Consider the following 21,751-nt stretch of genomic DNA (forward strand, 5'->3'; position numbering starts at 1 on the left):
AAGATAAGCATAGGGAGCCTAGCCTCCCTATGCTTACATAGATTAAACATGTTAATCTAACTCACCTTTTTTAAGATCCATCCTGCCATGACGATAAAAGACACTCTGTTATATCTCGGTAAAGCTACCCTCTTCGGTCTTATCATGGCGGCTATATTTTTATTGGTGACTCGTTATTTCGATAACCCATCATTGGGAAATAATCTGCTACAAACCCGTGCCAACAACACTGTTGAACTGTCTTTTGCCAAGGCGGTACGCCGAGCAGCACCTGCTGTAGTAAATATTTATAGCCTCAGCATAGATCAAACTCGCCCACTTAATTCGGGATCACTGCAAGGCCTAGGTTCTGGTGTGATCATGAGTAAAGAAGGCTATATTCTTACTAATTATCATGTCATTAAAAAAGCTGATGAGATTGTTGTTGCCCTACAAGATGGCCGTAAATTTACCTCAGAAGTGGTAGGTTTTGATCCTGAGACTGATTTATCCGTACTCAAAATTGAGGGTGACAATTTACCGATTGTGCCAGTCAACCTTGAAAGCCCGCCTCAAGTCGGTGATGTCGTGCTCGCTATTGGTAATCCCTATAACTTAGGCCAAACCATCACCCAAGGTATTATCAGTGCTACCGGCCGAAACGGCTTAAGTTCAGGTTATTTAGATTTCCTGCAAACCGATGCTGCAATTAATGCGGGTAACTCAGGCGGCGCGCTCATAGACACTAACGGTAGCCTTATCGGTATTAATACCGCGGCATTCCAAGTGGGTGAAGAAGGCGGCGGTCACGGAATAAACTTCGCTATCCCGATTAAGTTAGCCCACAGTATTATGAATAAGTTGATTAAAAATGGCCGTGTGATCCGTGGTGCATTAGGCATTTCTGGTGAACCGATCAATCCTGTGGTGGCGCAAATACTGAATCTGCCCGATCTCAAAGGCGTACTCATCACAGGTGTCGATCCTAATGGCCCAGCAGCACGCGCGCTGCTGATGCCAAGGGATGTCATTATTAAATACGATGGTGAAGATGTACCCGGCGTAGAAATGCTGATGGATCGTATTGCAGAAACCACACCAGGCAAAAAAGTGATGATGACTGTAATACGCCAAGGTAAGCAACAGGAATTACCTGTCATTATCGATGAAAAGGTTGTGGTCGATAACTAGAGTGGCGCCCATTATTGCATAGCAAAACCAAATGCAGACAAAAAAACCAGCCTTTAGCTGGTTTTTTAATATGTCGAGATTTCAATATTGAAGGGCTAAACCAGTCACTATCACTGAATGCGCACAACCTCAGCGCCTAAACCCTGAAACTTATTTTCAATATGTTCATAGCCACGATCTAAATGATAGATACGATCTACAATAGTTTGTCCATCTGCGACTAAGCCCGCAATCACTAGACTTGCTGATGCACGTAAATCCGTCGCCATCACCTGAGCACCACTTAAAGATTCAATCCCATGGATAATGCAGGTGTTACCTTCAAGCTCCATAGTCGCGCCCATACGAATAAGCTCAGGTACATGCATAAAGCGGTTTTCAAAGATGGTCTCAGTAATCGTAGCAGTGCCTTGCGCTAAGGCATTGAGCACACAAAACTGCGCTTGCATATCGGTAGGAAAGCCAGGATAAGGCGCCGTTTTGATATTTACGGCTTTAGGACGTTTACCCTGCATATCAAGCTCAATCCAATCTTCACCCGTAGTAATCGTCGCGCCCGCATCTTCAAGCTTAGCGATAACCGACTCAAGTGAAGCAGGATCGGCTTTTAAGCAACGAATACGACCGCGGGTCACAGCGGCAGCAACCAGAAATGACCCCGTTTCGATACGATCTGGCATAACGCGATAATGACAGCCCTGTAACCGCTCAACCCCTTGAATACGCAGTGTCGCACTGCCTATACCGGTAATTTTGGCGCCCATTGCAATTAAGCAATTGGCCAGATCGATCACTTCAGGCTCACGAGCCGCATTTTCAATCACGGTTTCGCCATCGGCTAATGCCGCGGCCATCAGTAAGTTTTCAGTTGCACCAACGCTGACCATGTCCATAAAAATATGAGCGCCTTTAAGACGTCCATCAACACGAGCTTTGATATAACCTTCTTTCACTTCAATCTTAGCACCCATCATCTCAAGGCCATGCAAGTGCAAATTCACCGGTCTTGCCCCAATGGCGCAGCCTCCCGGCAATGAGACGTCAGCAGTCCCATAACGCGCCAATAATGGCCCTAAGATCAAGATAGAAGCGCGCATCGTTTTGACCAAATCGTAAGGAGCACAGAACTCATTCAAATTAGTCGTTGAAATACGGATTTGTCCGTCGCCAAGTTCAGTCACTTCAGCGCCGAGGCAACGTAATAATTTACAGCTAGTACTGACATCGCGCAGATTGGGCACGTTAGAAACCACAAAATCGGTTTCAGCCAATACGCCGGCCATTAAAATAGGCAAAGCCGCATTTTTAGCACCAGAAATGATCACGTCACCGGCAAGCGGAGGGCTTGCCTTAATTGTTAGTTTATCCACTTTTCCTCACTAGCTAGGCATGTTGAAAACTTTTTCGCGTTTCCATTGAGTCGGCGTGAAAGCTTTAATCGTTAATGCATGTAATTCACCGTTGGCAATGTGTGCCGTCAACGGTGCATAAATGGCTTGTTGCTGTTTAACTCGACTCATCCCATCGAAGCACTCACCTACGGCGATCACTTTATAATGGCTACCATCCGAGCTAGCGTGGACTTCTTCGAGTCCTAACGCATCACGTAAAATTTGTTCTATTAAGCTGCATTCCATGACATCTTTCACCTTATTTTTAATGCGCTTCTTCGGTAAAGAAGGCATGTAAATCATATAAATCAATTAACTTTTTCAGCTGGGGAGACGCTAAATTCAATTCAAGCTGGCGGCTATGTTCACGCACAAGCGCCAGTAAAAAGGCTATGCCAGCGCTGTCACTGTATTGAAGCTCAGACAAAGATAACGTCTGTATCGCATCACTCAGTAATTGCTGCCGCTGTGGCCATAATGTAATGACATCAGCTTGGGTTAGACGCCCTTTGAGATGACAAACTGTGCCTTGTTGCACAAACTCAATCACGACTGCGACTTCCCTGATTTAGCCTTGATGACGACTTTTTCTTTCGTGCGTTCGTCAAGCATCTTAATCACAGGATCGATACCCTGCTGGCGAATAAGATTTGAAATTTCAGATTGTTTAGAAGACAGTAAACTTACCCCTTCGGCAACTAAATCAAACGCTTTCCATGTGTCATCTTTCAAGCGGCGTGCCTTAAATAGTAATTTAATCGGCGGACGACCGGCTTCAATGATCTGTACATTTACATCGACTATTTTCTCTTGGCTGAAATCTATCCCCGGTGAAAACTCCACTTTTTGATTGGTGTATTCAGTAAAAGCTTGGGCATAGGTAGAGACTAAATAACCTTCAAAAGCATCAACGAAACGATTGCGTTGATCTTCGGTTGAATCCTTAAGATATTGGCCTAATACCTTGTAAGAAGCATATTTATAATCGATATAAGGCATTAATTCTTCACGAACAATAACCTTTAAATGATCAGAGTCGGCATCGATAAGCGCTTTATCTTTATGAAAACGATCAAAGGTTTTATTTGCAACGGCTTTTACCATGGCATAGGGATCTTTGGTGTCCACAACCACATCAGCGGCGATAGCACTTGTTGTCCCTAAAACCATCACTAGCGGCAATAAAAAGCGAGATAAGATGTTAAACATAGCGGTAACCCCTATTTATCCTTCGAACCCATACTATATAAGAACTGACCAATCAGCTCTTCCAATACCAATGCTGAACGAGTGTCGTCAATTTTATCGCCATCTTTTAGCATACTGACATCATCATCAACAAAACCGGGTGTTAACCCTAAGAATTGCTCACCCAACAAACCCGAAGTTAAAATAGCTAAACTACTGGTTTCTGGGAATTTATCGTAACGCTTATCCATCACTACTGTGACGACAGCGACTAACTTAACCGGATCTAAATCAATACTACTGACTCGGCCAACCACCACACCACCGACCTTGACGGGCGAACGCACCTTTAAGCCACCAATATTGGTGAAATTAGCTTTTATGGTATAGGTGCTGTCACTGCTTTTAACTTCAATATTGGCGACATTAAAGACTAAGACCAAAAAAGCGGCCAGTCCGGTTAAAAGAAACACACCCACTAATAATTCAATTTTCCGTGTCAACATGCTTAGCTACCACTCTGTTAATCCATCAAATCCTGTGTCGAAATCCGCGATAATTTATTAGCGGCCAAACATCAGGGCTGTCAGTAAAAAATCCAATGCCAATACAGCAAGGCTCGACTGAACTACCGTCTGCGTCGTTGCTCGGCTGATGCCTTCCGGATTAGGGATCACTTGATAACCGCGATATAACGCAATCCAAGTAACCACTACGGCAAACACACCACTCTTGATCAAGCAGTTAACTATGTCCTGACGCCATTCGACCGACGCCTGCAGAATCGACCAAAATGCCCCACTGTCGATGCCCTTCCATTCCACGCCAACAATGTGACCACCGTAAATACCGACTGCGGTAAACATCAATGCCAGCAATGGCATACTAATAACCCCAGCCCAAAAGCGCGGTGCAATAATCTGCCTTAATGGGTCGATAGCCATCATCTCTAAGCTCGAGAGCTGCTCAGTACTTTTCATTAACCCAATTTCAGCGGTTAATGCAGAACCCGCCCGTCCTGCAAATAATAACGCAGTCACGACTGGCCCTAACTCACGCAGTAAACTGAGCGCGACCATAGGGCCTAAGCTTTCTTCAGTGCCAAAGCCTACTAAGATATTGTAGCCTTGTAGCGCAAGCACCATGCCGATAAACAGCCCAGACACTAAAATGATCACCATAGATTGCACGCCGACCACATAAATCTGCCGTACTAATAATGGAAAACCTTTACGCACACGTGGCCAGCGAAAAATAGCGCCCCATAACATTACTCCAGCACGACCAAAACCAAGTACAAACTCAATGGCGCTACGGCCCAAGTCAGCAATACTGTCGATTAACTTCACTTGCCAACTCCTTTTGCTAACAATTCTTGTTGGTAATCCCTGGCCGGATAATGAAATGGCACAGGGCCGTCTGGTGCGCCTTGAATAAACTGTTTCAATTGCGGATTATCGGCGTGCTTTAATTCTTCTGGCGTGCCGTGGGCGATGACTTTTTTATCGGCTACCACGTACACATAATCGGCAATGCCAAGCACTTCATCCACATCGTGGGATACCACAACAGAGGTAAGATTGAGCGCATCGGATAACTCACGAATAAGCTTCACTAATACGCCCATTGATATTGGGTCTTGACCTGCAAATGGTTCATCGTACAGCACCATTTCAGGTTCCAGTGCGATGGCTCTGGCCAATGCGGCACGGCGCTGCATACCACCGGATAATTCGCTTGGCATCATCTGCGCGGCGCCACGCAAACCCACAGCTTCGAGTTTCATCAACACTATGGTGCGAATGATATCCTCTGGTAGCCCTGAATGTTCACGTAACGCAAATGCGACGTTATCGAACACATTGATATCGGTAAACAGCGCGCCGCTTTGAAACAGCATGCTCATACGCTTACGTAATTGAAATAACTCATTGCGACTCACGCCATGGATATCGTGGCCGTCGAATAACACTTGCCCATGGTCTGGCGTTAATTGACCGCCGATTAATTTCAGCAGTGTCGTTTTGCCTATACCACTGGGGCCCATAATCGCCGTCACCTTGCCCCGAGGAATGGACAGGCTAATATCTTCAAATATTACGCGCTGACCGCGGCTAAACCCCAAGTTACGGATCTCAACCAACGGCGTTTGTTTTTGAGTCATGCTTGATTCCGACATTTGCAAAGAGGCAATCCCAATCTTCCGAGACAGACCAAACAAAGAGCCGCAAATTGTACGTAATTGCGCTTTAACCTACAACCGAATCGACACTATCGGCCTGCGATACTTTCAATTTGCCTCATTTACAGCGAAAATGCGCCTTAAGTTTTCACTCTGCACCGGTTAAATGTTACTTAATGTTTTAAATCTAGTTGCAGAATTGGCTGTATTGGTTATTTCATTTGCACTTAGCTCGCTCCTCATCCAATTTTAAATACGGATACGCCGCGACTTAAGTGTCAATTTAGCAACATCCAATGGGATAATACCCGCCGTGATGTCGTATAAATCCATTAAAATAAACCACAAAGACGATGATATTGCTCAAGACGGACTATCGCGATACCCGTTATTCTGAATGAGTAGCGGATAGCGCTTAACTTGACGAATAAGCTCAATCGCCCTAGCCTGCCGCAATTGTTTTACGCTTTGAGATAAATCATCGTCATAAAACAGTCGCTAAATAGCCTGAAAACAAAAGAATACTTGGCAGAACGCCAACTAAATATCATCTTTATCGCGTACCAAATTGTGCTATTCCAATCCCATAAATGGGGCGACAAAGACAATGCAAAAAGAGAGATAGACATGGTAGATAAATCACAACTGCGCCAATGGGGCTGCAAAGTTATCGACATTGAAAAGTCAGCCCTAGACAATCTTTATCAATATGTAGATTCAGTTGAATTTGCAGAAGCTTGCGAGTTAATTTTCAACTGCACCGGTAAAGTCATTGTGATGGGGATGGGCAAATCAGGCCATATCGGTAATAAGATTTCTGCCACCCTTGCCAGCACTGGTACGCCAGCATTTTTCGTCCATCCCGGTGAGGCTAGCCATGGCGACCTTGGCGTATTAGCGGATAATGATGTTATTTTAGCCATATCAAACTCAGGTGAGTCGAGCGAAATTCTCACCTTAATGCCCGTGATCCAGCGTATGGGTGTACCTGTGATTGCTATAACAAGTAAGCCAGAGTCCAACATGGCGCGCTTATCAAAAGTCCATTTGTGCATTGGAGTACCTGAAGAAGCTTGCCCACTAGGACTCGCCCCAACGTCAAGCACCACGGCAACCTTAGTTATGGGTGATGCCATCGCGATTGCATTGTTACAAGCCAAAGGTTTTACCCGTGATGACTTTGCGATGTCCCATCCCGGTGGTGCACTTGGCCGTAAATTACTCTTAAAGGTCAATGATGTAATGCACAGCGGTGATGACTTACCGCTCGTCAACCACGATATTTGCATCACAGAAGCCCTGTACGAAATCTCCAAGAAAGGCTTAGGCATGACAGCGATTATTGATGATCAGCGCAAGCTTGTCGGTATCTTCACCGACGGTGATTTGCGTCGGGTCATTGATGCTGAAGTGAATCTACGAACAACACCCATTGCCGATGTAATGACCCGTAACTGCGTTACCATTATGGATAACATATTGGCGGCTAAAGCACTGCAAATAATGGATTCGAAAAATATTAACGGTTTGATTGTGATAGATAAAGATCGCCATCCTATTGGTGCACTTAACATGTTAGACATGGTTAAAGCAGGAGTCATTTAATGCCACAGCAAGGATTTTACGGCCCCATCAGTGATGATGTGTGGCAACGCGCACAAAAGATTAAACTGTTGATTTGTGACGTCGATGGCGTGTTTTCTGATGGGCGCATTTACTTAAGTAATAGCGGTGAAGAACTAAAAGCTTTTCATACCCGCGACGGTTATGGCGTGCGCTCACTGCTCACCAGCGGTTTTCATCTTGCGGTCATTACTGGACGCCAATCTAAAATCGTTGAAAACCGTATGACAGCGCTTGGCGTTACCCATATTTACCAAGGTGTAGATAATAAATTTGCCCCCTATGAGGAATTACTCGCGCTTTATGGCGTGACGCCTGATGAGGTGGCTTACATTGGTGACGATATGGTCGATTTGCCCGTCATGAACGTGGTGGGTTTAGCCGTTAGTGTTGCCGATGGTCATCCTTATGTCCGTCAGCACGCTCACTTTGTTACCACACTCAATGGCGGACATGGGGCATTGCGTGAGCTCACCGACCTGTTACTGCTAAGTCAAAATAAGTTCACGTCTGCCCATGGTATGAGTATATGAGCCGTGTGACGCTGGCGATTATTGCTTTTTTCGGTACTGCACTGGTGCTGTATTGGCAAGTGCAAAATAAGCATAACAATGATGCCGACAATAAGGTAAAAGATCAAAACACGCCAGATTTTGTCGTGAAAGATCTACGCAGCGTCGAGTTTAATGAACAAGGATTCGTCAACAGTCGTGTTACTGCAAAACATATGGAACATTTTGATTCTACGAATCAAACTTTCTTTACTCAACCTGTTTATCTTGTCTATCCCGACCAAGGTAAAGCACAATGGCAACTCAAGGCTGATGAAGGCAAGCTCAACAAAGAAACCGGCAAGGTGGTATTAGAGAATAATGTTATTATTGATGCTATTAGCTCAGAAGAACCCATTCAAACCTTGTCCACCAGTTATCTGGAACTCGATCTCAATACGATGATAATGACCTCTGACCGCACTATTTACGTCACAGGAAAAGATTTTAATATTCAAGGCCAAGGCCTTTTTGCCGACCTCAATGCACAAGAAGTGCGATTGACCAGTCAGGTAGTAGGAACATATGAAGCAAAATAACGTATTACTTGCCAGCCTCATGCTAATGATGAGCATGAGCGCCTTCGCGAAAGTGAGTGACTTGAAACAGGAAGTCAAAATTAAGGCAGTGAGCCAAACGGCAGATATCAAGAACAACCAAATTATCTTCTTTGGTCCAGTTGAAGTCACTCAAGGCTCAATCAAAATTATTGCAGATGAACTGCGTGCATTTTCTGCTGAAGGTGAAAATAGCAAAACGTTAGTGGCCACTGGTAATCCAGCTACTTATACCCAAATCCTCGATGATGGCCGCCCGGCATCGGCGAGCGCGAAAGAAATTCGTTATGACATGGCAAGCCGTACTCTCACCCTCAAAGGGTTAGCTTCATTAGATCAGGCGGGTAGCCAAGTCCGAGGAAATTTGATCCGCTACAATATTATCCAACAAAAATTAATTGCCGAAAGTACTGGCAGCGGTGACGATCGCGTGATCACAATTATTCAGCCAGAAAGCTATCAAGATGATGTAAAGCCTAATACGCCAACTGATAAACCTGTTAAAAAGCAGGATCCTCAATGACACAGATCACTCTAAGAGCACAAAACTTAGCGAAAAGTTATAAGAGCCGCCAAGTCGTTAAAGATGTCAGTTTGACGGTAAAAACCGGTCAAGTTGTTGGTCTACTCGGCCCAAACGGAGCCGGTAAAACCACGACCTTTTACATGGTTGTCGGGTTGGTAAAGAGCGATAAAGGACATATTTTTATCGATGATCATGATTTAACCGCTGACCCTATGCACTTACGTGCCCGCAAAGGCATTGGTTACTTACCGCAGGAAGCCAGTATCTTTCGTAAGCTGAGCGTACATGACAACATTATGGCTGTACTACAAACTCGCAAAGAATTAACGAAAGAACAAAGAGATGAAGAATTAGAACATCTGCTTGAAGAGTTCCATATCACCCATATACGTGACAGCCAAGGTATGTCGTTGTCTGGTGGCGAGCGTCGCCGTGTAGAAATTGCACGGGCTTTAGCAGCTAATCCTAAGTTCATTTTACTTGATGAACCTTTTGCTGGCGTCGATCCGATTTCAGTTATCGACATCAAGAAAATTATTGAGCAGCTTAAAAGTCGTGGCCTTGGTGTACTAATTACCGACCACAATGTTCGCGAGACATTAGATGTGTGTGAACATGCCTATATTGTCAGTCACGGAAACCTAATCGCAGAAGGAACTCCGGCAGAGATCTTAGACAATCAGCAGGTTAGGGCTGTGTACTTAGGTGAACAATTCAGGCTATAGTTAACCAAAGGGAGTCGATGGTCGTTAATTATACCACCATCCGGCTCGACTCAAGAGGGTAATCAGCGACCCCATCTAACAATAATAACTTAGGGATCTGCGGTAACATGAAAGCGTCACTCCAGCTCAAACTGGGTCAACAGTTAACCATGACGCCACAATTACAGCAGGCAATTCGTCTGTTGCAACTATCGTCATTAGAACTGCAGCAAGAGATCCAGCAAGCCTTAGATTCTAATCCCCTTCTCGAGCTGGAAGAGGATCAATTCGACGCAACTAAAGACCCTGTAAACCAAACGCTATCGGATACCGATTTCAGTGAATCCGTCGCTCCGCCACCAGAAAAAGACAGCTCTACCGTCGACACCGCAGAATCTTTAACTCAAGAATCCATGCCGGACGATCTTCCCATGGACACGACTTGGGATGAAGTATTTACCGCGTCACCTAACTCAGGTCCAGGTGGGAGTCGCGAAGACGATATGCCCTTTCAAGGTGAGACTAGCGACGGTTTATATGAGCACTTAGAATGGCAAAAAAATCTCACCCCCTTTTCTGAAACCGATTTAGCCATTGCGACCGCCATTATCGAAGCAATAAACGATCAAGGTTATCTCACTCAAAGCACTGAAGAAATTCTGGAAGCTATAGGTAACCCAGAGGTCGAACTTGACGAAGTCGAAGCCGTGCTTAAACGTATTCAACATTTCGACCCAATAGGTGTTGCCGCCAGAGATTTAAGCGAATGCCTGCTGATCCAACTGTCACACTTTGCGCCCGATACGCCCCATCTTGATAACGCCCGCATGCTGATTAAAGATCATTTAGATCTCATTGCGGCACGTGACTTTAGATTATTGATGCGTAAGACTAAGCTCAAAGAAGATGAGTTAAGAGACGGCATAACGCTCATCCAAACTCTTAATCCTCGCCCGGGTTTATTGATTACCCCCAACGAGGACGAATATGTTATTCCCGATGTATCAGTGTCAAAGAAAAATGGCCGCTGGGTCGTTGAACTTAACCCTGATAACATGCCTAAAATCAATGTAAATCAACATTATGCCTCTATGGCGCGCAGCTCTAAAAACCAAGCCGACAGCCAATTTATTCGTGGGCATCTGCAAGAGGCTAAATGGTTTATTAAAAGTTTAGAAAGTCGCAACGATACCCTGCTGAAAGTGGCGAACTGTATTGTCCAATACCAACAAGGCTTCTTTGAATATGGTGAAGAAGCGATGAAACCTATGGTACTTAACGATATTGCCGAAGCAGTCGAGATGCATGAGTCCACCATCTCGCGGGTGACCACCCAAAAATACATGCATACCCCAAAGGGGCTTTTTGAACTAAAATACTTCTTCTCTAGCCATGTTGGTACGGATGATGGTGGTGAATGTTCATCAACGGCAATCAGAGCCTTTATTAAAAAACTGGTTGCAGCAGAAAATCAGAAAAAACCATTAAGTGACAGTAAGATGGCACAACTTCTGGCAGAACAGGGAATAAATGTAGCACGCAGAACCATTGCGAAATATCGAGAAGCCATGCTTATTCCCCCTTCTAATCAGCGTAAGAGTTTATAACCTACAGTGAATATCGGAGGACGTTTCTATGCACATACACCTAGTTGGGCACCATATTGAAATTACCGAATCGTTACGCGCATATGTAGAAGAAAAGTTTTCAAAACTTGAACGCCATTTCGAACAGATCAATAATGTGCACGTTGTGCTCAATGTTGAGAAAATAAAACAAATTGCTGAAGCGAGGATAAACCTCATCGGTGGTGAAGTATTTGCTACTGCCGAGCATACTGATATGTATGCAGCTATAGACGCCCTGATAGACAAACTTGATCGTCAGGTTATTAAACACAAAGAGAAGTTAACAAAACACTAATAATGGAACTTTGTAGCATACTGCGGCCGGAGTGCACGACCTGCGCCACTCCGGGCAGCAAAAAAAAAGTACTGGAACTCATCAGCGACCTAGTCGCTGCCCAGTACCCGACCCTCTCATCTCAAGAGATATTCGAAAGCCTAGTGGCGCGCGAAAAGGTGGGGAGCACAGGTATAGGTAACGGTATCGCCATTCCACATGGTCGATTAGCCGATATAGATAAGCCCATTGCCGTACTTATTAAGTGCGAAGAGCCAATTGCATTTGATGCTATTGATAAGCAACCGGTTGATATTTTATTTGCATTACTGGTGCCTGCTGACCAATGTCAGCAGCACTTAAGCACCTTGTCTTGCATGGCCGAAAAACTGAGTGATAAGCAAATATTGAAACAATTACGCAAGACACATGATGAAGCAGAACTCTATCAGGTAATCACGGGATGAAACTGGTCATAGTGTCAGGCCGCTCAGGTTCAGGTAAATCCGTCGCCCTTAGAGTACTCGAAGATCTCGGCTATTATTGCGTTGATAATCTTCCGCTACCGCTAATCGGTGCGTTACTTGATCAGCTTAAAGGCAGTAACGATCTCGTCGCCATCAGTGTCGACGTACGTAACCTGCCTGAGCAAGATAAAATATTGACTAAACAGCTCGAAAGTCTGCCACCAGGCACAGAACTAACGAGTTTCTTTCTTAACTCTAGCGATAAAGTTTTGCTCAAGCGTTACAGCGAAACCCGTCGCCTTCATCCTTTATCCAAGAGCCAAGTTTCATTGCAAGAAGCAATAAAACAAGAAGGTAAACTGCTCGAGCCGATGTCACAACTGGTCGATCACTACATAGATACTTCAAATCTGAATATTTATGATTTGAGCGACCAAGTGAGGCAAATCCTGCTTGGCAGTGTCGATAAAGAATTAGTGATTAACTTTGAATCCTTTGGGTTTAAACATGGTATGCCAACAGAAGCAGACTTTATGTTTGATGTGCGCTTCTTACCTAACCCTCATTGGGAATTAGCGCTGCGCCCACTAACAGGCTTAGATGAACCCGTGGCTGAGTTTTTGAATCGTCAACCACTGGTTAATAAACTCATCTGGCAAATCGAGAATTTACTCGAAACTTGGTTGCCACACCTTGAGCGTAACAACCGCAGCTACTTAACTGTGGCCATTGGTTGTACTGGCGGACAGCACCGATCGGTTTACGTTGCAGAGCAATTAGCTAAACGCTTTAGCAATAGTAAACACCAAGTTTATGCGCGCCATCGAGAGCTGAATAATGCCAAAGCTTGAGCGTGAGATAACCATCTGCAATAAACTCGGATTACATGCCCGTGCCGCCACTAAATTGGTGGTACTGGCATCTGAGTTTAATGCGGTGATTACCTTGATCCAAGGCAATAAACAGGCATCGGCTGCCAGCGTGCTCGGCTTATTGATGCTTGAGACTGGTATGGGTAAAACCATTAAACTGATTGCTGAAGGCCCAGATGCACAGCCTGCTCTAGATGCCATTTGCGCCTTAATCGACGCTAAGTTTGACGAAGCCAGTTAGTTTTACTTTATCTTGATCACTCCACAGTTGGTGTCAGAAATTGACTTTTTAGACACTGCATCAGATTTGTCGCTCGACGGCATAAGCTAAGGGACTTTACACTAGCGAACATTGCCGCTGCCCCATAATTTAAGCCACTCTTTATGCGCCTTAGTTCATGCAAACCCGCATATTCTATGCAAGAACAAATCGTCACTAAGCCAAGCTCAAGCTGTTACACACTCAACCCTAGTTGCCGCACAATGGAGGACAAATGCCCGTAGACAATACCGAAAACGATCACCCCGGACATAGTCTTGACCAGTTAAACCAAGCATTAAGTAGTGGTATGTTTGTGCATGTGCGTAACATGCTACAGAAAATGGCCGCCTCCGATATTGCGCTAATTTTAGAATCATCGCCGCCAGATGTTAGACAAGTACTATGGCAATTGATCGATCAAGAACACATAGGCGACATACTCGATGAATTGAGCGAAGAGCTAAAAGATCCACTGATCCGCAGCATGAGTCCTGAACGAGTAGCAAAAGCAACCGCAAGTATGGACACCGATGACCTTGCCTATGTTTTACGTAGTCTACCCGACGCCGTTTATAAACAAGTGTTGCAATCAATGACGGAACAAAACCGTCATAGGGTTGAACAGGCCTTATCTTATCCCGATGAGACCGCCGGCAGCTTAATGAACACAGATACTGTGACCTTAAGACCCGATGTCAATATCGATGTAGTGCTACGTTATCTTCGTCAACGAGGCAACTTGCCCGATACCACGGATACACTTTATGTTGTTGATAAAAAAGATAAAGTTCTTGGCGGCGTTAGACTCGCAGATTTACTCACCTGCGCGCCAAACACAACAATCCGCAATATTATGGATCCTGATATTGAGAGCATTCCGGTCAGTATGTCTGACAGTGAGGTGGCAAAAAAATTCGAACGTAATGACTGGGTCTCCGCGCCTGTCGTCGATAATGATGGCAAGCTGCTCGGACGTATCACTATCGATGATGTGGTCGATGTTATCCGTGAAGATGCAGAACACTCGATGATGGGTATGGCAGGTATGGACGATGATGAGGATACTTTTGGCCCAGTGCTTAAAAGTACCTTACGTCGCTCACTCTGGCTCTCCATTAATTTGTTCGCCGCCTTGCTCGCCTCGTCAGTCAGCAATATGTTTGAAGGCACTATTGAGCAATTTGCCACTATCGCTGTATTGATGACGATTGTCCCGAGTATGGGTGGCGTTGCTGGTAACCAAACCTTAGCATTAGTGATCCGGGGTATTGCCTTAGGTCATATAGGCCAGAGCAACGCACGCTGGCTAATTGGTAAAGAATTATCGATTGGATTTCTTAATGGCTTACTGTGGTCAATCTTAGTTTTTATCGCAGTATTCGTGTGGAAAGATGATATCGCACTCGCAGGGCTCATTGGCGGCGCCATGTTGATTAATATGACGATTGCGGGGCTTGCTGGCGCAAGTATTCCATTGATATTAAAACGACTTAAAATCGATCCTGCGCTTGCTGGCGGTATGGTATTAGCCACAGTAACCGATATAGTGGGTTTATTTGCCTTCCTTGGTTTAGCAACAATCTACTTGACGCACTAATGCGTTAATATTTAAGCCAACACAATAAAAACGGCACCGATAAGGTGCCGTTTTTATCTCAATCTATACACCTAAAAATCATTTATTTAGCCGGCGGCTGGAAACCATAATGAGTCAAAATCGCTTGTCCTTTAGCGGATAAAATAAACTCAGCTAGCGGCGTAGCCGCATTGCTTGCGCCTTGCAGCACCACTAATCCATAGTCAGCACCGACGGCAAGCTCCTGAGGTAAATCGATAATCTTTAAACTAGGTACTTCTTTTTTAGCCAATACCGCATTGGTACAATAAGTTAAAAAGATATCCGCTTGCTTATTTTCCATCACCCAGCCGTACGGATTACGATCTTTAGGCGGCTTCGCACTCTCTGGGCCACCCGTCAGTTGTAGTGCTTTTGTCTCTAGCTCAAGTTGTGCATTCGGTTTTACCGCCTCGGCCTTCGCGAATACGGCCCATGCATAATCACCAGCAGGATCGGCTTTCGGGGTTGAAATCCCAACTTTAATCTTCGGATCTAATAAGGTATCGAGTAAATTAGTGCTTGTGACTGGAAAATTGTCTTGGACAATGGCACAAAGTTGGTTACGTGCAAACATCTGTACTGCTTTACCCTGACCTACATCGACCAAAGCCTGTGGATGCTTCATGTTAGCGGAGGCAAAAATATCAACCTTCTCGCCTTCTTGGATACGCTTTAGGAGTAAACCTGAGGGGGCATATTGTGCCGCGACACTTGTTTGCGACTGTGCTTGATACGCAGCAATAATCTCATTCATCGCCGTCTTCAAGCTGCCTGCAGCACGCAGTTCAATCGGCGGGATCTGCACTATCGTTTCAGCCTTCATCGGCGCTCCTTGCACTGCAGCAGCCATAATTACAGGGCTTAAACTTAACGCTGCCAACATATTTTTGCTTATCATACTGATATTTCCTCTAGGCGGTAAAAGTCATACTTGTTACTTATCCCCATACTGAACGTGAAATAGATAAAGGGATCAAGCAGAACGGCCCCCAAGGCAAATAGCTGTGATGTAATTGCGGCGTTAATCACTCAAACAGCATATTGCAGAGGACAAAATGTCTCAGCGTAAGCTATACATCACCACACAAAAAATAAATTAATATCGACAAAAAAGTCGCCCTTAGGCGACTTTTAATAATATACATCATTGTTAAATCAAACTATTAGCCCGTTGGGATTAATACGATCTCAACACGACGGTTTTGCGCGCGGCCGTTCGCATTCGCATTCGATGCTATTGGGCTGGCTTCACCCATACCTTGAGATCTAACACGAGATGAGGCAACACCCTTACTCATCAAGTAGTTACCGACTTCACTCGCACGCACTTGTGATAAACGTAAATTGTAAGAGTCTGAGCCACTGCTGTCGGTATAACCTAAGATATTCAGTTGCGTCTTACTGTATTCTTTCGCCACTAACGCTACTGAATTGAGTACTCGTTTGGCACCATCACTTAATTCAGTTTGATCAACACCAAAGGTCACTTCATTAGGCATGTTCAAAATAATGTTATCGCCACTGCGAGTCACACTCACACCCGTTGAGGCTAATTGTTGGCGCAATTTAGTTTCTTGCACGTCCATGTAGTAACCAATACCACCACCCACTGCGGCGCCAGATGCTGCGCCAATTAATGCGCCTTTACCGCGGTCGCTCTTACTCGAAGAGGCAACACCAATAGCCGCACCTGCAACAGCACCAATTAATGATCCTGTGGTTGCTTTGGCTGTTTGTTCTTCATTTGAATAGGGATTAATTGTGGTACAACCCGATGCAACTAATGTGGTAGTCATTACCACTATGGCTAACAAGGACGGCTTAAATTGCGTTGCCTGAAAACACTTCATCATTAAAAAAACCTCTATATATAATTGATAACTGTGAATCCTGCTCAAAAAAAGCTAGAAATATCACTTCCATTCACTAACTCAATAATCGAATGGATTGCCATAAGGCTGGCAGTATATAAGCAATTGTAACTAAGGCCATCTTTTATCGACATTCAATTCTGTTAATCATCTATTTAGTCAGCAAAAGTACAGAATTCTTGTTTCATCAAGCTTTTATCTTTCTAAATCATATTAATACAGTGGCACCAAAAGAGTGCATCTTGCACCCTTGTGGTTATCTGCAAAGATTAACAATATCAGCAAAGACAATTTAAACACTTGATTTTAAATGATTAATGTAAAATATATATATTGGCATAGATCTTACATACTATTAAGTGAGTATGAGATTGGCTTGGTTAGGATTTTAAAACACGAAGCACTTTTTAACAGGGCTCATTCAAATGAAATCGGCCGATAAGAGCAGCGTATCTAGTCTAACCTGAACTCGGGATAGTGGCTGTGGTAACGGATTAATCTTATTACCTTATTCACAAAATTAACTCTACAGAGTGAGTTTTTCGTTATCAAGGCAAGCTTGCGTACCTAATAGCGGGCTATGTAGTAGCAAAGTTAACGCTATAGAGACACAGAGCAGGTTAGTCTAATAGAGAGCCATCAAGGAGCAGGCATGAACACGATAAACAAGGTTATTGCGCTATGTCATTACAAATGGATTGGTTTACGTCATATAGGTCTGAGCCAATGGGATGTAGAGCAGAGATAATGACATCGGCAAAGAAGACATGCCTCAATGATGGTTTACGTTCAATAAGTTAAACCCTAACACAACGCTAATGCCACGGCTTAAGCGAGTACCAGATAGACGAGGTCGGACGAAAAAATATCGGCATGCTGATAACGCTAACGATTTTAAAGAAGTACTCATAAAAATAATAATGGTGCCCTTTTAGTCCGACCTTGTCGTCCAAACTGATACACCCAACGAAGATTGGGAAATCATTGAGCAAAAACTCAAGATAAGCGCGGCGTCTCTACAGGTTAAATAGAGGCTATATAAAAGTTTCGGCAAGACTGGAGAGAGCGTTATCTCCCCCAAGATCAAATATGTAGATTGTGCTCCCCCAAGTCATGAACATATTTCTCTCTCAAGTCTTGTCATTTTATTGGCCGATAAAAACTAAGCTAATAGTGGGCTAAAGTAGTTATAAAATAAAACCATAAACTGAAATTTTGCTATAAAAAAAGACGCTACTCAGAGCGTCATTTTTATACCAAATTTTCTATTAACAACGAGTGATTAATAGTCTTCTTCATTAGCCTCTTGAATGCGCTGTTTACGTTCTTGCGCTTCTTCAAAGGCAGCTTGGATTTCTTCGAGTACCGCACTCACATCAGCTTCAACTAACACTTCAGTAAATTCACCCGTTAATGGGGTATCAGGTTTTAATTCACCCGCCTCAAACAAAGCCCAAATCTCTTTAGCGTATTGGGTTTTTAATAGCTCAGGCGCATACAGGCCGTAATACTGGGTCATGTTATTTACATCGCGCGCTAACATCCATTTGGCATGATTATTAGCAGCAGCATCAACCGCCTGAGGTAAGTCAATAATGACTGGCCCTTCACTATCCACTAATACGTTAAACTCAGATAAGTCACCGTGTACCAAGCCTTCGCACAGCATATACTTAACGTATTCCATCACTAATGCATGATCGCGTAGCGCTTTTTCTGCCGACATACTGACATCGTTCAATCTAGGAGCGACATGGCCATCAGCGTCGGTGACTAACTCCATTAGCAATACACCATCAAAACAACCATAGGGTGTAGGCACACGAACGCCTGCATTCGCTAAACGATATAACGCATCGACCTCGGCATTTTGCCAAGCTTCTTCCTGTTGATCACGGCCAAATTTAGAGCCTTTTTCCATCGCGCGCGCGCGACGACTATTACGCACTTTTCGGCCTTCTTGATATAACACAGCTTGCTTAAAACTACGTTTATCCGCTTCTTTATAAACTTTGGCACAGCGGATATCATCACCACTGCGTACAACGTACACAGTCGCTTCTTTACCGCTCATTAACTGGCTAATGACCTCATCGACCAGTCCTTCATCAACCAGGGGTTGGATTCGTTTCGGAGTTTTCATAGCGCCCTTATACCTTACTTAGGCATGATATGGAATACTGCGGGCAAATCTTCATACAAAAGCGGTCTCCAGCGGAAGTTTGATGAATATTGTTCAGGGTTAATATACGAATTTAAAGTAAAAAACTAAAGCACTTGCGTGTTAAATACAATACCAGATTTGCCCAAGACTTTGGCAAAGAAAGCCGTTTTAACTCAAACTTAAACTAAAAAAGCACTTTTTGTTTACCGCAATAAAATAAGACTCAAAATAACTACTTCTATTCTCGGCTACCAACGTTAAGCACTAAGATAACTTAAATCTGTTTGTTGCAGCTACTACGGAGCAAGTATTAAAATTAAGCACATAAAAATAAAGGCTTAACCAGATACCTTATTTAAAAGACAATACCGAAAACACCTAAGTCATAACGGCATCAATTGTGGTCGATAACACTAGATCTCATGAGTTGCAGCCTTTATCCTAAACGCCACAATATACAGAGAGTTTTCCAATGCGTCATAGCAGCATCTTCCTCGCCTTTTCAGTCTTATGTATGACGCAATGTAGTAGCTTATCCATTGAAGAATGTACTCATAGTGATTGGTTTTCACTTGGGCTCGCCGATGGTAATCGAGGGACGAGTGCAGGGCAACTCAATCAATATCAAAAAGATTGCCGCGAATTTAATCTCAATGTCGATACGGCGCAGTGGAAGCAGGGATATTTACAAGGATTGGCCAATTATTGCCAACCTGAAAATGGCTACCGTATTGGATTGGCAGGACAAAGCTATTATGGCGTTTGTAGTAGTAACGTCTTTGTTGAACGTTACAATCAGGGACATCAACAATATCAAATTAACAAACGTATGGCGGATATTGTCGAACGCTTAAATTCCATTGATAGAGAAATCAGCAGTATTGATGGCAAGCTCAATAACCTCACTGATAAAGCGAGCTTATTGAAACAAAAAAACAGCCTACTCAATGAAAAAAACCAACTGTTAGATGAAGGATACCGCCTGCGTAGACCCGATATGCGCTTTGAATTTAGATATTAAGCGATAAAAAAACACTGATACCAATAGGGATCAGTGTTGAGTCACGCTGCCATTAGCCGCTATTTAAGCAGTTCTATTATGGGCTGATTTAATGAATGAGATATTTCCGACCATACTCGGTAACTTCGACGCCTGAGGCCGTAGAAAAAAAGCATAATAAAGCAAGCTAGAGGAGGTCCACGCAATCGCTAAACTCCACAAATCATGAGTTAAAAAGTGCGCTCCCCGCAACTCTTGAGCAATACCAAAAGCCAGTCCTAACATAATGCCAAACGCTAATCCAAATTTGGCTAAACTTGGACGATATTCCTTAAATACATAAAATAAAGCGACCCACGCAAAGCCACCACTGGTATGGCCGCCGGGGAAACATTGACCAAACTCGGCCCCCTCAGGTAAACGCGCAAATAACGATGAATGCAGCATGCTGCCGCCAAAATCGACGACATCCCACGGGCAGGTCATATGAGTCACGCTTTTTCCTATTCTCACTAATAGCACGCTGGTTAACACACTACAGAAAAGAAAAATCAGCCCTTTCCGGTACGGTTTTACTGTGTCATTACGAAAACTCATGGCAATAGCGATCACAACACACACCGCCAGTAAAATAACAAAATGGTGCCCTGCAACGTGTAGCACATCTTCCGTGAGCCAATGTCCCCTTAAGGGCCAAGAGTTTACACCGCCTTGCCAATGAAATAGCTCGCTGGCTAACCTCATATCCATATGTGTCCATTCAAGTACAAAAATAATGGCGGCAAAAAAGCATAGTGGCAGCAGTAAATGCCCTTTAGCAAAACTAAAAAATGTCACACTGACATTATGTGGTGTCGTGTTATGCACTCATCTATCCCATCGCCAAAATCTCAGCTCATAATAAAGATGAATTCTTATCAAAAACTTAAGCCATTCAAAATCCGAGGGGATAAATGAAGCTGAAGATAAATGGCTTAAATGTAAACGGACGCCATCGACACTTAAGCCGTCAGCATAAGATTGGTCACAATCGCAGCAGCAACGGACATAAAAATCACGCCAATCACCACGTCAATGATCGGCGTCAGCCGTTGTAATTTCAATTGCACCTGCGCCTTTGACAACATAACGGCAAGCAGCCCAAACCAAGCCAATGACAGTACAAATAGCAATACCGCAGATACCAGCTTAGTGCTAGCAGTGACGTCGGGCGTAATGAGTGCTGAAAATAGCGTTAAAAAGAACACCAATGCCTTGGGATTTAATAAATTAGTATACAGCCCCGTTAAAAAACCTTGTCGTTGAGACATAGGTATAACGCGTATTTTTGACACGCTATCCGCGCTCGTTTCTTGTACATTGTCATTCGCTTCATCATCAACACTGGCAAGGGGGTTACGCCATATCGCCATGCCAGAACGCAGAGCAGAAAACCCCATCCACGCTAAGTAAGAAGCGCCCGCAATTTGCACCACTAAGTATAAAATATGCGAGCTTTTAATCACTAAGCTCACGCCTGTTAGACTTAAAATCGTATGGGCCAAAATCGCCACCGAAATTCCCGCAGCAGCGGCCAATGCGGTATTTCTGCGTTGCTGGGTGGCTATTTTGACCATAATGGCAAAATCAGGGCCAGGACTAATCAAAGCGACGGTATGAATGACGCCCAAGGTCAGTAATAAAGATAAATCCATGGGTAATAC

General features: G+C 44.0%; 25 protein-coding genes. 13 read left to right on the plus strand and 12 right to left on the minus strand.

All coding sequences use genetic code 11. From position 1 onward, the window contains the following. Positions 1-87 precede the first annotated feature (87 nt). Positions 88-1,170, plus strand: a complete 1,083-nt coding sequence (degS, locus tag ACRN9H_RS17345; protein ID WP_432315404.1) for an outer membrane-stress sensor serine endopeptidase DegS — start codon at positions 88-90, stop codon at positions 1,168-1,170. Between the two features lie 110 nt (positions 1,171-1,280). Here degS and murA read toward each other — a convergent pair whose 3' ends face one another. From murA to mlaF, 7 genes are read right to left on the minus strand one after another with little or no spacing between them, the layout of a single operon-like run. Then, entirely contained in the window at positions 1,281-2,540 is a 1,260-nt protein-coding gene (gene murA, locus ACRN9H_RS17350; RefSeq protein WP_432315406.1) for a UDP-N-acetylglucosamine 1-carboxyvinyltransferase, read from the minus strand. A 9-nt stretch (positions 2,541-2,549) separates the two neighbouring features. Beyond that, the gene (locus tag ACRN9H_RS17355) at positions 2,550-2,807 is read right to left on the minus strand and encodes a BolA family protein (RefSeq protein WP_107881599.1); all 258 of its coding nucleotides are present in this window, start codon (positions 2,805-2,807) and stop codon (positions 2,550-2,552) included. A gap of 19 nt (positions 2,808-2,826) precedes the next feature. After that, positions 2,827-3,111, minus strand: coding sequence for an STAS domain-containing protein (locus ACRN9H_RS17360; protein ID WP_432315408.1), 285 nt, complete (start codon positions 3,109-3,111; stop codon positions 2,827-2,829). After that, a complete protein-coding gene (locus ACRN9H_RS17365; RefSeq protein ID WP_432315409.1) occupies positions 3,108-3,770 on the minus strand; it encodes an MlaC/ttg2D family ABC transporter substrate-binding protein in 663 nt (220 codons plus the stop codon). The genes ACRN9H_RS17360 and ACRN9H_RS17365 overlap by 4 nt, the downstream gene beginning before the upstream one ends. Positions 3,771-3,781: 11 nt before the next feature. Further along, positions 3,782-4,255: an outer membrane lipid asymmetry maintenance protein MlaD gene (gene mlaD, locus ACRN9H_RS17370; RefSeq protein ID WP_107881595.1), complete on the minus strand. Its 474-nt coding sequence runs from the start codon at positions 4,253-4,255 to the stop codon at positions 3,782-3,784. Between the two features lie 57 nt (positions 4,256-4,312). Then, complete coding sequence (gene mlaE, locus ACRN9H_RS17375) at positions 4,313-5,098, minus strand: lipid asymmetry maintenance ABC transporter permease subunit MlaE (RefSeq protein WP_432315410.1); 786 nt, start codon at positions 5,096-5,098, stop codon at positions 4,313-4,315. Beyond that, on the minus strand, positions 5,095-5,913 hold the full coding sequence (gene mlaF, locus ACRN9H_RS17380) for a phospholipid ABC transporter ATP-binding protein MlaF (RefSeq protein WP_432315412.1): 819 nt from the start codon (positions 5,911-5,913) through the stop codon (positions 5,095-5,097). The genes mlaE and mlaF overlap by 4 nt, the downstream gene beginning before the upstream one ends. A 645-nt stretch (positions 5,914-6,558) precedes the next feature. Here mlaF and ACRN9H_RS17385 point away from each other — a divergent pair. The 11 genes from ACRN9H_RS17385 to mgtE all read left to right on the plus strand — a co-directional run bounded on the left by ACRN9H_RS17385 (position 6,559) and on the right by mgtE (position 14,992). Next, positions 6,559-7,536, plus strand: coding sequence for a KpsF/GutQ family sugar-phosphate isomerase (locus ACRN9H_RS17385; protein ID WP_220772552.1), 978 nt, complete (start codon positions 6,559-6,561; stop codon positions 7,534-7,536). Continuing rightward, the gene (gene kdsC, locus ACRN9H_RS17390; protein ID WP_432315414.1) at positions 7,536-8,087 is read left to right on the plus strand and encodes a 3-deoxy-manno-octulosonate-8-phosphatase KdsC; all 552 of its coding nucleotides are present in this window, start codon (positions 7,536-7,538) and stop codon (positions 8,085-8,087) included. The genes ACRN9H_RS17385 and kdsC overlap by 1 nt, the downstream gene beginning before the upstream one ends. Continuing rightward, a complete protein-coding gene (lptC, locus tag ACRN9H_RS17395) occupies positions 8,084-8,644 on the plus strand; it encodes an LPS export ABC transporter periplasmic protein LptC (protein WP_432315415.1) in 561 nt (186 codons plus the stop codon). Before kdsC ends, lptC begins: the two co-directional genes overlap by 4 nt. Continuing rightward, positions 8,631-9,185 (plus strand): lipopolysaccharide transport periplasmic protein LptA, encoded by a 555-nt coding sequence (lptA, locus tag ACRN9H_RS17400; RefSeq protein ID WP_432315417.1) that lies wholly within the window; start codon positions 8,631-8,633, stop codon positions 9,183-9,185. Before lptC ends, lptA begins: the two co-directional genes overlap by 14 nt. After that, a complete protein-coding gene (lptB, locus tag ACRN9H_RS17405) occupies positions 9,182-9,913 on the plus strand; it encodes an LPS export ABC transporter ATP-binding protein (RefSeq protein WP_432315419.1) in 732 nt (243 codons plus the stop codon). The genes lptA and lptB overlap by 4 nt, the downstream gene beginning before the upstream one ends. Before the next feature lie 107 nt (positions 9,914-10,020). Then, complete coding sequence (locus tag ACRN9H_RS17410; protein ID WP_432315421.1) at positions 10,021-11,499, plus strand: RNA polymerase factor sigma-54; 1,479 nt, start codon at positions 10,021-10,023, stop codon at positions 11,497-11,499. Between the two features lie 28 nt (positions 11,500-11,527). Then, positions 11,528-11,815 carry a ribosome hibernation promoting factor gene (gene hpf, locus ACRN9H_RS17415; RefSeq protein ID WP_432315423.1) on the plus strand — a complete coding sequence of 96 codons (288 nt, stop codon included), beginning with the start codon at positions 11,528-11,530 and terminating at the stop codon, positions 11,813-11,815. A 2-nt stretch (positions 11,816-11,817) separates the two neighbouring features. Further along, complete coding sequence (ptsN, locus tag ACRN9H_RS17420) at positions 11,818-12,261, plus strand: PTS IIA-like nitrogen regulatory protein PtsN (RefSeq protein WP_220772523.1); 444 nt, start codon at positions 11,818-11,820, stop codon at positions 12,259-12,261. Continuing rightward, positions 12,258-13,112: an RNase adapter RapZ gene (rapZ, locus tag ACRN9H_RS17425; RefSeq protein WP_220772522.1), complete on the plus strand. Its 855-nt coding sequence runs from the start codon at positions 12,258-12,260 to the stop codon at positions 13,110-13,112. The genes ptsN and rapZ overlap by 4 nt, the downstream gene beginning before the upstream one ends. After that, positions 13,099-13,374 (plus strand): HPr family phosphocarrier protein, encoded by a 276-nt coding sequence (locus ACRN9H_RS17430; protein WP_220772521.1) that lies wholly within the window; start codon positions 13,099-13,101, stop codon positions 13,372-13,374. The genes rapZ and ACRN9H_RS17430 overlap by 14 nt, the downstream gene beginning before the upstream one ends. Before the next feature lie 253 nt (positions 13,375-13,627). Continuing rightward, on the plus strand, positions 13,628-14,992 hold the full coding sequence (gene mgtE / locus ACRN9H_RS17435) for a magnesium transporter (protein WP_432315425.1): 1,365 nt from the start codon (positions 13,628-13,630) through the stop codon (positions 14,990-14,992). Positions 14,993-15,074: 82 nt separating this feature from the next. On the opposite strand, the gene ACRN9H_RS17440 is transcribed toward mgtE, so the two are convergent. The 3 genes from ACRN9H_RS17440 to ACRN9H_RS17450 all read right to left on the minus strand — a co-directional run bounded on the left by ACRN9H_RS17440 (position 15,075) and on the right by ACRN9H_RS17450 (position 19,027). Further along, complete coding sequence (locus tag ACRN9H_RS17440) at positions 15,075-15,911, minus strand: molybdate ABC transporter substrate-binding protein (RefSeq protein ID WP_432315427.1); 837 nt, start codon at positions 15,909-15,911, stop codon at positions 15,075-15,077. 265 nt (positions 15,912-16,176) lie between these two features. Next, positions 16,177-16,863 (minus strand): OmpA family protein, encoded by a 687-nt coding sequence (locus ACRN9H_RS17445; RefSeq protein ID WP_220772551.1) that lies wholly within the window; start codon positions 16,861-16,863, stop codon positions 16,177-16,179. 1,303 nt (positions 16,864-18,166) lie between these two features. Beyond that, positions 18,167-19,027: a PA4780 family RIO1-like protein kinase gene (locus ACRN9H_RS17450; RefSeq protein ID WP_220772518.1), complete on the minus strand. Its 861-nt coding sequence runs from the start codon at positions 19,025-19,027 to the stop codon at positions 18,167-18,169. Between the two features lie 493 nt (positions 19,028-19,520). Here ACRN9H_RS17450 and ACRN9H_RS17455 point away from each other — a divergent pair, with 493 nt between their 5' ends. Beyond that, positions 19,521-20,069, plus strand: a complete 549-nt coding sequence (locus tag ACRN9H_RS17455; RefSeq protein ID WP_432315429.1) for a DUF2799 domain-containing protein — start codon at positions 19,521-19,523, stop codon at positions 20,067-20,069. A gap of 63 nt (positions 20,070-20,132) precedes the next feature. Here the strand turns inward: ACRN9H_RS17455 and ACRN9H_RS17460 are convergent, their stop codons facing one another. Next, positions 20,133-20,885 carry a phosphatase PAP2 family protein gene (locus ACRN9H_RS17460; protein WP_432315437.1) on the minus strand — a complete coding sequence of 251 codons (753 nt, stop codon included), beginning with the start codon at positions 20,883-20,885 and terminating at the stop codon, positions 20,133-20,135. Positions 20,886-21,049: 164 nt separating this feature from the next. Continuing rightward, positions 21,050-21,742, minus strand: a complete 693-nt coding sequence (locus ACRN9H_RS17465) for a LysE family translocator (RefSeq protein ID WP_432315431.1) — start codon at positions 21,740-21,742, stop codon at positions 21,050-21,052. Positions 21,743-21,751: the final 9 nt, after the last annotated feature.

Source organism: Shewanella sp. MF08487 (assembly GCF_050848685.1).
Lineage (GTDB): Bacteria > Pseudomonadota > Gammaproteobacteria > Enterobacterales > Shewanellaceae > Shewanella > Shewanella glacialipiscicola.